Below are 14,886 nucleotides of genomic sequence, written 5' to 3'. Positions count from 1 at the left end.
GGGGAAAATACCCACCCTCACGGTTTGTTTGAAGAAAAGAAATGTATGAGAAGAAAAGGACAACAACCAATAAAGCTAGGAAAGCCACGATATACGTGACGTATAACGGTATTTCACCGTGCGCATATTCGGATACTTGTGGGATAAACTTATAGCATGTGTGGAATCGTAGGATATGTAGGTCTGGACACTGCTCCGGACGGTAACAAGTTTGACCACAACGCATACGATGTGGTCCTCGAAGGTCTGCGCCGCCAGGAATACCGCGGCTATGACTCTGCTGGCGTGGCACTCGTGTGCCCCGACGGTATCGTATTCCGTAAGAAGGCAGGTAAGCTCCTGAACCTTGAAAACGAGGTTAAGGAACACCCCCTGCCGGACTCCCAGATTGGTATCGGTCACACCCGTTGGGCAACCCACGGTGGACCCACCGACAACAACGCTCACCCCCACGTTGTCGACAACGGCCGCCTCGCCGTCGTACACAACGGTATTATTGAAAACTTCGCAGAACTGCGTGCCGAACTGCTCGCCGAAGGCGTAGAGTTCGCATCTCAGACCGACACCGAGGTAGCTGCAGCAACCATCGCAAGCATCTACAACAAGCTCGGTACCGGTGACCTCACCGAGGCAGTACGCGTCGCATCCAACCGCCTCGAAGGTGCATTCACCATCCTGGCTATCCACGCCGACCACCCGGACCGCGTCGTGGCAACCCGCCGCAACTCCCCGCTGGTCATCGGCCTGGGCGAGAACGAGAACTTCCTCGGCTCTGACGTCTCCGCGTTCATTGACTACACCAAGGAAGCCGTCGAAATGGGTCAGGACCAGATCGTGACCATCACCGGCACCGACTACTCCATCATTGACTTCGAAGGTAACCCCGCAGAGGGCAAGCCCTTCCACATCGAATGGGACGCAGCAGCAGCTGAAAAGGGCGGCTTCAACTCCTTCATGGAGAAGGAAATCCACGAGCAGCCCGCAGCCGTCGAGCAGACCCTCATGGGCCGCCTCGACGAAAACGGCAACCTCACCCTCGACGAACTGAACATTGACGACTCGGTGCTGCGCAGCATCGACAAGATCATCGTCGTCGCATGTGGTACCGCAGCATACGCAGGCCAGGTGGCACGCTACGCCATCGAGCACTGGTGCCGCATCCCCACCGAGGTTGAGCTCGCACACGAGTTCCGCTACCGCGACCCCATCGTGAACGAGAAGACCCTCATCGTGGCACTCTCGCAGTCCGGTGAAACCATGGACACCCTGATGGCAGTGCGCCACGCACGCGAACAGGGAGCAAAGGTTATCTCCATCTGCAACACCCACGGCTCGACCCTGCCCCGCGAATCCGACGCTGCACTGTACACCCACGCAGGCCCCGAAATCGCAGTGGCATCCACCAAGGCATTCCTGGCACAGATCACCGCAGCATACCTGCTCGGCCTGTACCTGGCACAGCTGCGCGGCAACAAGTACAAGGACGAAATCGCTTCGATCCTCGCCGAGCTGCAGAACATGCCCGCAAAGATTCAGAAGGTCATCGACAACGACACCCAGGTCAAGGAACTGGGCGTCGAAATGAAGGATGCCTCCTCCGTAATCTTCCTCGGCCGCCACGTGGGCTTCCCCGTCGCAATGGAAGGCGCACTCAAGCTCAAGGAAATCACCTACATCCACGCTGAAGGCTTCGCAGCAGGTGAGCTCAAGCACGGCCCCATCGCACTGATCGATGAAGGCCAGCCGGTCATCGTAGTGGTTCCCTCCGCAAACGGTCGCGACTCCCTGCACGGCAAGGTCGTCTCCAACATCCAGGAAGTGCGCGCACGAGGCGCCTTCACCATCGTCATCGCCGAGGAAGGCGACGAGGCCGTCAAGCCCTACGCAGACCGCCTCATCACCGTCCCGGCATGCCCCTCGCTGCTGCAGCCCCTGCTGGCAACCGTGCCCCTGCAGATCTTCGCATGCGCACTGGCAGAAGCTAAGGGCCTGGACGTTGACCAGCCGCGTAACCTCGCAAAGTCCGTGACCGTGGAGTAATCCTTAGGAGTAATCCTCGGAAATCGCCTCAGCGATAACGAAAGGGCGGTGGTTGAGTTCTCTAAGAACTCAACCACCGCCCTTGTCGTTTAATCGGGCGGTTATTCGTGGATTAACCAACAAAAATGACGCTGTGAAACAGACATCAACTATGCGTCATATTTGACGCTATCCCACCTAAAAGAAACGAATCTCGCTAGACTTAAAATAAGAGAAACCGCAAACAGGACGCGGTTACCACCCCTACCGTAAAAGGTGCAGCTCATGATTATGGGAATCGGCGTAGATACCGTCAACATTGAACGATTCGAACGAATTGTCACCGAAACACCAGCCTTCGTCCGCCGCGTCTTCACCCCCAACGAACGCACCCGGAACGTACGCTCCCAAGCCGTACGATTTGCCGCCAAAGAAGCCGTCGCAAAAGTACTCGGAGCACCCGCCGGACTCAACTGGCAAGACTGCGAAGTCGCCACCGCCGAAAGCGGCCAGCCCTACCTCATCATTCAGGGCACCATCGCCCGCCGAGCCAAAGAACTCGGCATCAACCGCATCCACCTCTCGCTGACCCACGACGAACCCATGGCCATCGCCATCGCAACCGCCGAATACCTCAGCGACGCAGAACTGGCGCACCTGCAAAAGTTCAACCCCGAAAGCTACCGACTCAGCGTCATCGCCGGTGATGACACCGACGACTAACGTAGAGTCACACTAACACAGAATTACACCAACACAGAGTCACATCAACATCACAACCAGGTGACCCCTAAGGCCCGCACGGTGCCACCCAAGGAGACAGCAATGAAGCTCATATACACTGCTTCCCAGGTACGCGAAGCAGAAAAGCCCTACATCGAAGCCGCCGACTACGACGGATACCTCATGCAACGCGCCGCAGACGCCGTCGCAGCCGAAGCACAGGAGCTACTCCACGGCACAGAAAACGCCAAAATCCTGCTCCTCATCGGCCCGGGCAACAACGGCGCAGACACCATCTACGCCGGCGCCCGTCTCAGTGCCAAGGGCCACCGCGTTGACGCAGTCATCTTCGACCCCAGCGAAAAGAACCTCGAACTCATCGCCCGCGAAGGTGGCGAAGGCACCCGCGTACTCGACCCCGAACACACCCTCGAACACCTTACCGGCTACGACCTGACCATTGACGGCATCCTCGGTACCGGCTCCAGCGGCGCCGTACACGGTAGTGCCGGCGAATACCTGGGCGTACTCCGTGCAGCGCAGCTCGACGGTAAGCTCGGCGCAGTCCTCGCAGTAGACACCCCCTCCGGAGTCGACAACAACCGCGGAACCGTGCACGAACCCTCCCTGCGCGCCGATCGCACCGTCACCTTCATCGGCCACAAGCTACCGGCAGGCACCTGCCACAGCGTCCACTCCGGAGACATTAAGCTCTACGACCTGGGCGTACCCGAAGCCCTAAACGCGCACAAGCCCGCCCTGCGCGTCCTCGACCGCGAAGACTACCGCGAACTCATCGAAGTACCCGACGAGCACTCCCACAAGTACACCCGCGGAGTACTGGGCATGCTCACCGGAAGCCTCGAATACCCCGGCGCAGCCCTCATGAGCGTACGCGCAGCCCTCAACACCGGCGTGGGCATGGTCCGCTTCAACGCCAACTCTCACGATCTACGCCAGCTCATGATTGCCCACAACCCCGAAACCGTCTACTTCAGCGGCGCCCCCGCCCTGCAGAGGGTCACCGTCTGGGCCGGCGGATCCGGCTCTAGCCACGACTCGCTGGACAAGAACCGCTACCTGCTCAACTCGCCCGAACCCGCCATCCTCGACGCGGGCGCCTGCGACCTGGCGGCAGAATACCTGGCAACCGGCAAGCCCCTCGGCTCCCACAAGATCCTCACTCCGCATGCCGCAGAGCTCGAACGCTTCCTGCGTATCGTGCACGAGCTCGCCCCCGAAACCTGGAAGAAGCACCTGGGTGACGCCATCGTACCCAGCCGCAAGGATATCGACGCAGAACCCTTCCGCTGGGTACGCGCCGCCTCCGAACTTTCCGGCGCCACCGTGATGCTCAAGGGTGGCTACACGCTCATTGCTGCACCCAACGGCGCCACCTACAGCGTCGCCGGAGGAAGCCCCTGGCTCGCCACCGCAGGCAGCGGCGACACCCTCACCGGCATCTACGGCGCCCTGCTCGCCCAAACCGTAGCCGCCTTCGACGCCCGCGGAGAAACCCTGGAAGACTGCACCTACGCCTCCATCGGTGCGCTCGCAGTCTACCTGCACGGTGAAGCAGCACGCGCCAGCGCCACCGGAAGCGTCAAGGACGCTCTGCCCGGCCCGGCACCCGCAACCCGCGTCGCGCAGATGCTCCCCGAAGTCATTGCGCGACTCATCGCCGAATAGGGGAGAGGCGCCCAGTACGCCTCCAATCTATCGCTCTCAAGAGACAAACTAGAGCGTCTCTCAAAGAACTAGGCAAAAGGCACATAGAAGGGGCGTGAATCCACCGGAAACGGATTCACGCCCCTTCAACGCGCTTATATCAATGTACGATACCGAGCTGCCTGTGCCGGGACAGCATCATAAAAACCGGCATACGCACCAGCGGGAGAAACCCCAACTCTTCTTAGTACGCGCCTTCCTTAGCGAAAACCGCACGGACAGTACGCAGAAGAATAATAAGGTCACCGGTAAGCGACCAGTTCTCAACATAGTAGAGATCCAGACGAACCGACTCTTCCCAGGAGAGATCACTACGACCCGAAACCTGCCACAGACCGGTAATACCCGGCTTCACCAGCAGACGGCGGTACGCAATGTCCTCGTACTGCTCAACTTCCTCAACCAGCGGAGGACGCGGACCCACCAGCGACATATCGCCAATGAACACGTTCCACAGCTGAGGCAGCTCATCAATCGAGTACTTACGGATGAACTTACCAATGGGGGTAATACGCGGGTCGTCCTTCATCTTGAAGAGCACGCCGTTACCCTCGTTCTGCTCCATGAGGCGCTTCTTGACCTCTTCAGCATCAGTACGCATCGAACGGAACTTCACCATCTTGAAAAGCTCACCGTTCAGACCCACACGATTCTGCAGGAAGAAGACCGGGCCACCATCACGCTTCACCAGCAGCGCCACCACCAGGAACAGCGGAGACAACAGAATCAAACCCAGACCCGAAGACACAACATCCATAGCGCGCTTGAAGAACGCCGACAGACCGGTAATACGCGGAGTCGACACGTGCACCAGCGGCAGACCGTTCAACGGCTGCATGTGCATACGCGGACCAGCAATATCGGTCGTCGCAGGAGCCATAATCAGCGAAATATGCGCATCAGCCAGCTTCCAACCCAGCAGGCGAACCTGATCCGGGCTCAAGTGGTGACCATTCGTAACAGCAACCATGTGAATATCGTTCTCGCGGATAGCATCCATAATGTCAGCCGGAGAAGTGCTGTAACCAAGCACCGGAATCGGTGCACCAGCAACAGTGGTACCCGGGGTGAAACCGGGCAGATAGAACGCAGCGGGGGACAGGCCGGAAGCGAGCACGCCCTCCAGGTTCTTATACAGGTGCTGACCGGTCGTCACATCAGAAATAATCATGACGCGAGTGAGTGCACGACCGCGGGTACGCGAACGCACCAGACCCTGACGAATCAGCCAACGCTCAACGAGCAGAAGGAACAGACCCAGCGGGTAAGCAATCAACAAGTACATGCGGGTGACGTCAACCTTGAGGAAGAACGCCACAATAATCAGCAGGCAGAAAAAGTAAGTAGTACCGCGAGTAATGAGGCGGTACTCCTCAGTGCCGAACCCCATGATGCGCAGGCTGCGGGAGCCGTTCACCTGGAGGATAAACCACCAGCCGACAACCATACCAACGCCCAGGAAGATGTAATCAATAGCGGGAATACGGCCATCCAGGGCGTTAATAGGCCAAACGTTCACATAGGGCAGGTCAGCATTCTCCCACCCGAAACGAATCAGATGCGCAGCGACAACCGCAATAGCAATGGCGAGAAAATCGCCAAAGTAAAGGGCACGCTGAACCTTGGGATGCCAGCTTCGCTTGACGACGAAGTCTGAACCCCACATTTTTTTAAGACGATCTTGTACTTTCAACGGTGTAATCTTCCCCGGAAATTTGTCCTGTGTCGTGGACTGAGAGCGGCGAATAGGCACATTTACCCCTAATTATCGGTGAATAGGGAATCGTGTCCTAGTCTTTGTCCTGATGAATGAGTGAACCCTTAATCTTACTGAGTGAAAATAATGGCAGAGACTACGGCAAAGGCGCTGGTAAGACGCCTAGTGGAGCGTTATATGAGCCCACAGAGCGCATAAACATGTTCCGTAAACTATTCTACGGGGTCGGGGGTCTTACGTCTCGAAGAATAAAGCCGTAAAGTCGCTCCCGCGTGATGAAATAAATCACAGAAAAAGAAGAGAATAAGAGCCCCCGAGAAGAATGCCTAGTGGAGCTAAGAAACTCCTAAAAACACCAGACTGTTTCACACACCTGCAGAAAAAACAATAACCGGCACATAAAACGACAACCCCCGGAGGCTCAATAACAAACCCTACACACACGGTGTAAAAGAGACATTAAGGACGCTCAAGCCCCGCACGATCCAAAATGAAATCAATCATCGGCTCATAACGACGCGGCGGAACGTTATCGTCCATCGGCACGCACACCGGCAGGTCCCCCTGCTCAGCCGCCACAAACAGACCCGGATCATTACAATCCGCAATACCAATCGTCAGCAACTTACAGGTCGAGGAAGCATAACCAGCCATACCGTGATCCGAAACCACCAGATCCGGAGTCACACCGCGCGCCTTCAACTGATCCAGTGCGATGCGCATCGGGCCGGGGAAATGCGTATGCTGCAGATTACCGTACTGCTCAAACATCACGACATCCATAATCTGACGGACATCGCCGTCCAGGAAGCGCTCGCCCTCCTCAATCTGGAGAACCTCAGCACCGGCAGCCTTCGCAGCCGCAGCCATCACCGCATAGATGGGGAACAGACCCGCCGGGTGACCGGTCGCAAACAAAATACGAGAACTCGCACGCACCGCCTCACCGAAGATGCGGGCGTATTCCTCCAGAGCGCTGATGCACTGCTCAGCACCAATAGTGTCCTGACCGTGAGTATGCGAACGATCCGGGTTCAGACCCGCGCGGCGAACCATCACCTCAAACACCGAATCGTAATCCCATTCGCGGGTCCACTGCACACCAAACTCAAGGTGCTCATTACCATCCAGGAAACCCTGAATATGGTCCAGGTTATTCTCTCGGGCGGTTGCCACCTCGCCGGTAATACGCACAGAATCCAGGTACGCGGCGAACTCATCGCGGCTCATCGAGAAAGACATTAAAACTCCTCACAACGTGAAAAATACATTACTGCGAGATACCCTCACGTACCTCGGCATAAGCTTCCAGGGTCTTACGCGCCGTCTGCTCCCAACCCATCGTGCGGGCACGCGCCGCGGCGTTCGCACCCAACGAATGACGCAGATACGGGGCACGCACCAGACGCTCAATAGCTGCAGCCCAACGCTGCGGAGTACGAGGCGCCACCAGCAGGCCCGTACGGTGGTTCTCCACCGCAAAGCGCAGACCGTCAGCATCCGTAGCGAGCACCGCCGCGCCGCACGCCTGCGCCTCCAGAGCCACCAACCCGAACGTCTCAGACGACGACGGGGACGCCACGATATCGGCAGCACGGAAAATATTCGCCAACTCAGACGCCGGAACCGGATCCTTCAAATGCACCCGATCTGCCACACCCAGCTCAGCTGCACGCTGCAACAGGCGGCGCTCATAATCCGAATCGGAACGACCAATAATGTCCACATCCACCTGCAGATCGGAGGGGAGCAGCGCGAGCGCCTCCACCAGCAGATGCGGGCCCTTCAACGGCTGAGGCCTACCGGCAAACACAATGCGGCAACGAGTCTCCGAGGTGTCATTGAGCGGATGCACGCTAGGAATCGTATGGAAAATCGAGGTGTCAACACCCGGGGGGATAATGGCAAGCTTCTGCGCGTCCGTACCGTAGTACTCGCCCATCTGCTGTGCCTCCAGGGGGGTATTCACAATCACCCGGCTCGCGGAGCTACTCATCAGACGCTCGGCGGCATAGCGTTCCTCGGGCTCGGGCGCCTCGCCCTCGCCTCGGCGCGCATCCTTGGCGGCAGCCGTCGTATGCGGAGTGAAAAGAACGGGGACCGGGAAGCCAGCGCCCTGAGCCGACCACAGCTGGGATGCGCGAGCCGCAGCCTGACCAGACAGCCAATAGTGGGCGTGAATAATATCCGGGGTGTACAGTGCCTGCTCCACGCACGCCCGCGCAAAATCATCGGTGACCGTAGCCAACTCATTCTTTGAAAGACCACGAGCAGACGGAATATCAAGGCTGTGGCGCACAATGCGCTCGCCGGGCTGAGGAGGCTGACGGAACGGCGAATCAGCCGGAAGCGCCTCACCGCGGTCCAGCGTGAAAACCTCAACCCGTAGCTCGGGATCGAGCTCCAGCATGGCATGCACCGACCGGGCAATATAGACGTTCATGCCGCCTGCATCTCCGCTACCGGGCTGCGCAAAAGGGTCGGTGTGCATGGAATACACGTGAACCGTCCGAACCGGCGGCAGAGTGCTCATCGATGCTTTCCTCTCTCAAAGGTGTACCTTACCTAGTGTAGCGCGATAGGACTTTCGCACACCGGGAGGTCTAGAATTTAGTAGAAGAGAGGCTGTCCAAGCGCAGCCTGTAGTACCCGCCGTCAGAAGGACCGTGAAGGACCATGACTCACCCTCAGCAGCCTGCCGAACCGCTCTACTGCCCGCCCTGCACCCCGGCAGAGGCAGAGCGAAGCGCCACCATTGACCTTGATGCGCTAGAACATAATGTGCGCCGACTCAAGGAACTTATTGGCGACCGCGCGCTCATTGCAGTGATTAAGGCGGATGCGTACGGTCACGGCGCGTACCCGGTGGCACGTTCGGTTATTGCCGCCGGTGCTGACCTGCTGGGTGTGGTGCACGTGAACGAGGCGCTGGAACTGCGTGCTGACGGTATTGAGGCGCCGCTCATGGCGTGGCTGCACACCCCCTCCACCGACTTTGATGCGGCACTGCAGGAGAAGATTCGTCTGGGCGTTTCCGGCTGGGACCTGGAGGCGGTAGCCGCCGCCGCTGAACGCACCGGCGAGCGCGCTATCGTGCATCTGAAGGCTGATACCGGTCTGGGTCGTAACGGCGCCACCGCGGCGGATTGGCCTGCGCTGGTGGCTCGCGCCGCTTCCCTGGAGGATGCCGGTCTGATTACGGTTGAGGGTATTTTCAGCCACCTCGCGGTTGCGGATGAGCCGACCCGCGCTGAGACTGCCCAGCAGCTCAATACCCTGGATACTTTTGTGGCCCAGGCGCGCGAGGCCGGCCTGGACCCGAAGATTGTGCACCTGGCGAACTCGCCGGCGACCCTGACCGCCTCCCTGGAGGGCTGGGATACGGAGGAGCGTCTGCTCGGTGACGGTGTGCGTTGCGGTTTGGCGCTCTACGGTCTTTCCCCGCTGCCGGAGGTGACCGCTGAGGACCTGGACCTGAAGCCCGTCATGACGGTGGGTAGCTACATTGCCGCGGCGAAGGAAGTTCCTGCAGGTCAGGGTGTTTCCTACGGTCTGCGCTACCACACTCCCAAGGCAACCACCCTGGCGCTGGTACCGCTTGGCTACGCTGACGGCGTGCCGCGCATTGCGGAGAACGCGCCGGTGCGCATCTACCCGGGTGCGCAGAATACGGAGAACGGCGCCGTACCCAATAACGCGGAGGGTACGACCTACCGTGTGGTCGGCCGCGTCGCCATGGACCAGATGGTCGTTGACCTGGGCGAACCCGGCCTGAGCGACCCCGCCCTGGGCTACCTGGGCGCCCCCGCCATCCTTTTTGGCGCCGGCGAGAACCCGCCCGTAGAAGAGTGGGCGGATGCCGCGCAGACCATTAACTATGAAATCGTGACCCGCATTTCTCCTCGCGTGGAGCGCCTCTACACCGGCGGCTCCTGGGTTGAAGCTGAACTGAACGAGCTGTGGGGCACCGGCGAGGAGCAGGAGAGCTAATGAGCGCTGAATACATTTCTGCCGCCCTCGACCTGGATGTGACTGGTCCCGACCATACCCGCCGCCTGGCGCTCACCCTGGCGCAGCACCTGAACGCCGGGGACGTACTGTTGCTCTCGGGCGAGCTCGGCGCGGGTAAGACCACGTTCACCCGCTCCCTGGGTGAAGGCCTGGGCGTGCGTGAAGGCGTTATCTCACCGACCTTCGTGCTCTCGCGCGTGCACCCGAACCTGCCGGACGGCCCCCGCCCCGGCGGCCCCGACCTGGTGCACGTGGACGCCTACCGCCTCTCCAGCGCCGAAGAGCTCGACGACCTGGATCTGGAGTTCTCCCTGCCGCGCTCGGTGACCGTCATCGAGTGGGGTCGCGATAAGGCTGAGCACCTGAGCGATTCCCGCCTGGAGCTGGACTTCACCCGTCTGACCGGCGCGGATGCACGCTTCGCCTACTCGGGTGCCGAAGAGTTCAGCTGGGACGATGAAGACGAGGACGAAAGCGACGAGGATGCGGACACCCCCGAGCCTCGCCTGCTGCGGGTGCGCGCCTTCGGCCCTCGCTGGGAGCACGCTTTTGACGCTCTGAAAGAGGCCCTGCAGAGCGCCTAGAGCCCGCGCGTTAGAATGATAGGGTGCTAGTACTTGCCCTTGATTCATCCGCCACCGCATCTGTGGCGCTCGCCCGTGTGCACGGCTCCGAAGCCGGTGCGTCCTTCGAAATCCTCGCCCGCTACGAGAGTGAAGATACCCGCTCCCACGCCGAGGTGATGGGTCCCTACGCGCAGGCGGTCCTGCAGGACGCTGGCGTGCGCGGCGAAGATTTGGATGCAATTCTGACCGGTACCGGTCCGGGACCTTTTACGGGCCTTCGCGCCGGTATCGTTACTGCGCGCGCTCTGGGTTTTGCCTGGTCGGTGCCGGTGTACGGCATGATGAGCCTGACCGCGCTGGCTGAGCGTGCTGTGTCTGGCGTGGTTGCCGGGGAAAGTGCTGAGGGTACTGCCGGGGAAGAGAATGCAGAACGAGCGTTCGCTTCTGCTGAAGGTTTTGAGCCCGCAGAAGGTGCCGAGCTGCTCGTACTCTCCGACGCGCGCCGCCGCGAAGTCTACTCAGCACGCTACCGCGTGGAGACCGACGGCTACACCCTGGTGGACGGCCCGAACGTATGCCCCGCCTCCGAAATTCTGCCCGGTGAAGGCCCCTCCTACGCCTACGGTTACGGTGCCGGCCTGTACTCCGAGACCCTCGAAGAGCACGGCTGGACCATTGTCGATTCTGCCCGCGAGGTGCACCCGCACGCCGAGTACCTGGTCGCCGCCGCGGCACGCCTGGGCGTAGAGAACCTGAGCGAGGACACCTCCGCCCAGTACCTGCGCGACTCGGACGCGAAGGTCCCCGCCGCAATGCTCGCCCGCCAGCAGAAGCAGGCGGCACAGGCTGCCGGTCAGGCCACTGCACAGACTGTCGCGCAGAAGGAAAGCTAAATGAGCGCTGCTGAAAACTCTGAAAATATCGTGCGAGACGACCTAGCTCTGGGCGCTCGCCTGCGCGTTGCCGAACTCGCGGACGTGCAGGCTATGCACCGCATGGAAACCACCCTGTTCCCCGCCGACGCCTGGCACATCGACATGTTCCTTGAGGAACTGACCCACCCGACCCGCACCTACTACATGCTGGAACTGCCCGCAGAAGGTTCGGAAGGTAGCGAGGACAACTGGCGCGCCATCGGTTACTGCGGAACCATGGTCGTAGCCGACACAGCCGACGTTCAGACCATCGGCGTGCTCCCCGAGTACGAGGGCCACGGCTTCGGTCGAGCCATGCTTGAGCAGATGCACGAGCGTGCCCGCGAGCAGGGCGCCGAGCGCATCCTACTGGAGGTGCGTGCCGACAACCCGCGCGCTCAGCGCCTCTACGAACGCAACGGCTACTGCGCAATTCATGTGCGCCGAGGCTACTACGATGACGGAACCGACGCCATCATTATGGAATGCACGTTCTAAATATCCCGGTAGGCTAAACCGCAATCCCCGCAATACGGGTGAGCCTCCGCCGCCCCCCCTAGACCACAGCATCAAGAAGCACTACGCGCGGATAGCGCAACAGAAAGACGAACTATGAGCACTCGCGAACCCCTCGTTCTGGGCATCGAATCCTCCTGCGATGAGACCGGTATCGGCATTGTGCGCGGTGCACAGCTGCTCAGCAACACCATCTCCTCCTCCATGGAAGAGCACGTGCGCTTTGGCGGCGTGATTCCTGAGATTGCCTCTCGCGCCCACCTGGATGCGATGATTCCCGCCCTCAAAGCGGCACTCACCGAAGCGGACATCACCCTCGACGAAGTGGACGCCATCGCCGTCACCGCGGGCCCCGGCCTGGCTGGCGCCCTGATGGTGGGCGTCTCCGCCGCGAAGGCGCTCGCTATTGCCACCGGCAAGCCCCTCTACGGCATTAACCACCTGGTCGCCCACGTTGGCGTTGGCCTGCTGGAGGATAACGGCACCGAGGACGGCTCCGACCTGCTGGCGAATGCCGGCTCGGGTGGCCTGGGTGCACTGTTGGTTTCTGGCGGTCACACCGAAATCCTGCAGGTGCGCGACATTACCTCCGATGTGCGTCTGCTCGGCGCGACCCTGGATGACGCTGCCGGCGAGGCCTACGACAAGGTCGCCCGCCTGCTCGGCCTGGACTACCCTGGCGGCCCCGCTATTGACCGCGCCGCAGCCGAGGGCAACCGCAACGCCTTCGTGTTCCCGCGCGGCCTGTCGAACCGCAAGTTCATGGGCACCGTCGAGGAGCCCGGCGCGCACCGCTATGACTTCTCCTTCTCCGGTTTGAAGACCGCCGTGGCGCGCGTGATTGAAAGCTTTGAAGCCGCCGGTGAAGAGGTTCCGGTCGCCGATATTGCCGCGTCCTTCCAGGAGGCTGTCGTAGACGTTATCACCAAGAAGGCGATGCTCGCCTGCCGCGAGCAGGGCATGAAGACCCTGCTGCTCGGCGGTGGTGTGGCGGCTAATTCGCGTCTGCGTGAGCTGCTTGCCGCCCGGTGCGCCTCCGAGGGGGTACGCCTGATCATTCCGAAGTTCACCCTGTGCACCGACAACGGCGCGATGGTTGCGGCGCTGGGCGCCCGTCTGGTCGCCGCCGGTCGTGAACCCTCGGGCGTAGACTTTACGACGGACTCCTCGCTGCCGGTGACCACTGTCTGTTTCTAAGCGGGCTGCTTCTAAACGGGCTGTTCTAAACGGTCTGTTTCAGAAAGGCAGCGCGAGCGCGTTCCTGTGGCTCGCCTCGAAAATACTCATAGAAATGCCTCGGCACAGTCTCCCAAAGGACTGCGCCGAGGCATCTCTGTATTCAAACTTTAGCCGCGGGGGAACGGCGCTAACGCAGTGCCCGTGCGCGGGACTGCGCGGCAACATCCAGCGCCACCTCACGCAGAGAGCCGGTCTTCTCAAAGACCGCACGCTGACGATCCGCACCCGTACCCTCGGCGAGGATGCGGCGCACCTGAGCCAGCTCCACCTCGCAGTCAAGGTCGCGTGCCACCGGCTCCAGCTTGGGCAGAAGCAGTTCGAAATCTTCGCGCAGGGTGCGCTGTACCGGCTCGTTGGAGACTACGATCTTAGCCTCCAGGCCGTAGCGGGCTACGCGCCACTTATTCTCCTGCGCGTGCCAGGGGGCGAGCACTTCAATGCTTTCGCCCGCCTCAATGCGGCGGGAGAAGTACTCCACCAGGCACTGCGTGAACGCCACGATCGCGGCAACATCCGGCAGGGAGGCGAGGCCATCGCAGTAGCGCATCTCAATGGTGCCGTAGCGCGGAACCGGGCGCACATCCCAACGGTCCTCGCTGGGGTCGTTAATCACGTCGGTTGCCACGAGCGAATCGAGGTACTCGCTGTACTGCTCCCAGGTATCAAAGTGGAAGGGCAGGCCGTTCGTCGGCAGCTGCTGGTAGAGCTGGGTGCGGTGTGATGCGTACCCGGTGTCCACGCCATCCCAGTAGGGGGAAGAGCAGGAAAGCGCCAGCAGGTGCGGGCCGTAGTTGGTGAGCGCGTCAATAAGCGGCAGAACCTTATCGCGGGAGTCAACGCCCACGTGCACGTGCACGCCGTAAATGACCATGTGGCGGCCCCAGTACTGGGCACGCTCGACCACACGCTGGTAGCGTTCCTTCGCCACGACCGGCTGGTCAGCCCAGTGGGAGAAGGGGTGCGTGCCGGCGGGGTAGAACTCAATGCCCAGGTCATCGGTGATTTCACGGATGATGTCGGTCAGTTCCTGCAGCTGGCGGCATGCCTCGGCGACGGTGTGGCAGATGCCGGTCACCACTTCGATGGTGTTCTCCAGGAATTCGCCGGTCACGTGCGCGCGGTCGGAGGCGGGCTCGAGCAGTTCGGGGCGGCGCTCGCGCAGGATGGTTAGCACCTCGCCGGCGCGCTGGGTCAGTTCGCCGCTTTCACGGTCGATAAGTGCAATCTCCCATTCCACGCCGAGAGTGGACTGCGGGGAGGAAGCAAAGTCGATCATATGGCCTTTCCTGCGTCTGGAAATAGTGTCGTGCACAGTGCCGACTACGGAAGTTTGCTATCGGTGGGTTCGGCCCGGCAGGGTACTAGCTGGTGAGAGCCGGCTCCGCGGGGGAGTACCTCTACTGGGCCCCGTATCTTTATTAGGCCCGTATCTTCTCATTAGGCACTGTATCTA

Annotated in this window: 12 protein-coding genes; 8 read left to right on the top strand and 4 right to left on the bottom strand. The window is 60.7% G+C overall.

What is annotated here, in order from left to right; translation table 11 throughout:
• Positions 1 to 156 precede the first annotated feature (156 nt).
• The 3 genes from glmS to HMPREF2980_RS06760 all read left to right on the top strand — a co-directional run bounded on the left by glmS (position 157) and on the right by HMPREF2980_RS06760 (position 4,431).
• Positions 157 to 2,040 (top strand): glutamine--fructose-6-phosphate transaminase (isomerizing), encoded by a 1,884-nt coding sequence (glmS, locus tag HMPREF2980_RS06770; RefSeq protein WP_049346441.1) that lies wholly within the window; start codon positions 157 to 159, stop codon positions 2,038 to 2,040.
• Between the two features lie 264 nt (positions 2,041 to 2,304).
• Positions 2,305 to 2,742 carry a holo-ACP synthase gene (locus tag HMPREF2980_RS06765; RefSeq protein ID WP_005505045.1) on the top strand — a complete coding sequence of 146 codons (438 nt, stop codon included), beginning with the start codon at positions 2,305 to 2,307 and terminating at the stop codon, positions 2,740 to 2,742.
• Between the two features lie 102 nt (positions 2,743 to 2,844).
• Entirely contained in the window at positions 2,845 to 4,431 is a 1,587-nt protein-coding gene (locus HMPREF2980_RS06760) for a bifunctional ADP-dependent NAD(P)H-hydrate dehydratase/NAD(P)H-hydrate epimerase (protein WP_070691017.1), read from the top strand.
• Positions 4,432 to 4,654: 223 nt separating this feature from the next.
• Here HMPREF2980_RS06760 and HMPREF2980_RS06755 read toward each other — a convergent pair whose 3' ends face one another.
• The 3 genes from HMPREF2980_RS06755 to HMPREF2980_RS06745 all read right to left on the bottom strand — a co-directional run bounded on the left by HMPREF2980_RS06755 (position 4,655) and on the right by HMPREF2980_RS06745 (position 8,720).
• Positions 4,655 to 6,136: a sugar transferase gene (locus HMPREF2980_RS06755; protein ID WP_070691015.1), complete on the bottom strand. Its 1,482-nt coding sequence runs from the start codon at positions 6,134 to 6,136 to the stop codon at positions 4,655 to 4,657.
• A 510-nt stretch (positions 6,137 to 6,646) separates the two neighbouring features.
• On the bottom strand, positions 6,647 to 7,429 hold the full coding sequence (locus tag HMPREF2980_RS06750; RefSeq protein ID WP_070633793.1) for a phosphatase: 783 nt from the start codon (positions 7,427 to 7,429) through the stop codon (positions 6,647 to 6,649).
• A gap of 28 nt (positions 7,430 to 7,457) precedes the next feature.
• A complete protein-coding gene (locus tag HMPREF2980_RS06745; RefSeq protein ID WP_070691013.1) occupies positions 7,458 to 8,720 on the bottom strand; it encodes a glycosyltransferase in 1,263 nt (420 codons plus the stop codon).
• Positions 8,721 to 8,863: 143 nt separating this feature from the next.
• Here HMPREF2980_RS06745 and alr point away from each other — a divergent pair, with 143 nt between their 5' ends.
• From alr to tsaD, 5 genes are all read left to right on the top strand, one after another.
• Complete coding sequence (alr, locus tag HMPREF2980_RS06740; protein WP_070691011.1) at positions 8,864 to 10,177, top strand: alanine racemase; 1,314 nt, start codon at positions 8,864 to 8,866, stop codon at positions 10,175 to 10,177.
• Positions 10,177 to 10,782 carry a tRNA (adenosine(37)-N6)-threonylcarbamoyltransferase complex ATPase subunit type 1 TsaE gene (tsaE, locus tag HMPREF2980_RS06735; protein WP_060824446.1) on the top strand — a complete coding sequence of 202 codons (606 nt, stop codon included), beginning with the start codon at positions 10,177 to 10,179 and terminating at the stop codon, positions 10,780 to 10,782. The genes alr and tsaE overlap by 1 nt, the downstream gene beginning before the upstream one ends.
• Before the next feature lie 23 nt (positions 10,783 to 10,805).
• On the top strand, positions 10,806 to 11,657 hold the full coding sequence (tsaB, locus tag HMPREF2980_RS06730) for a tRNA (adenosine(37)-N6)-threonylcarbamoyltransferase complex dimerization subunit type 1 TsaB (RefSeq protein ID WP_070691010.1): 852 nt from the start codon (positions 10,806 to 10,808) through the stop codon (positions 11,655 to 11,657).
• Complete coding sequence (rimI, locus tag HMPREF2980_RS09640) at positions 11,658 to 12,176, top strand: ribosomal protein S18-alanine N-acetyltransferase (RefSeq protein ID WP_070691007.1); 519 nt, start codon at positions 11,658 to 11,660, stop codon at positions 12,174 to 12,176.
• A gap of 114 nt (positions 12,177 to 12,290) precedes the next feature.
• On the top strand, positions 12,291 to 13,391 hold the full coding sequence (gene tsaD, locus HMPREF2980_RS06720; protein WP_070691004.1) for a tRNA (adenosine(37)-N6)-threonylcarbamoyltransferase complex transferase subunit TsaD: 1,101 nt from the start codon (positions 12,291 to 12,293) through the stop codon (positions 13,389 to 13,391).
• A 169-nt stretch (positions 13,392 to 13,560) separates the two neighbouring features.
• Here the strand turns inward: tsaD and HMPREF2980_RS06715 are convergent, their stop codons facing one another.
• Positions 13,561 to 14,709, bottom strand: a complete 1,149-nt coding sequence (locus tag HMPREF2980_RS06715) for a glutamate--cysteine ligase (protein WP_070691003.1) — start codon at positions 14,707 to 14,709, stop codon at positions 13,561 to 13,563.
• Positions 14,710 to 14,886 lie beyond the last annotated feature (177 nt).

It is taken from the genome of Rothia sp. HMSC076D04 (genome assembly GCF_001814645.1).
GTDB lineage: Bacteria > Actinomycetota > Actinomycetes > Actinomycetales > Micrococcaceae > Rothia > Rothia mucilaginosa.
This window is presented reverse-complemented; position numbering and strand designations above follow the sequence as displayed.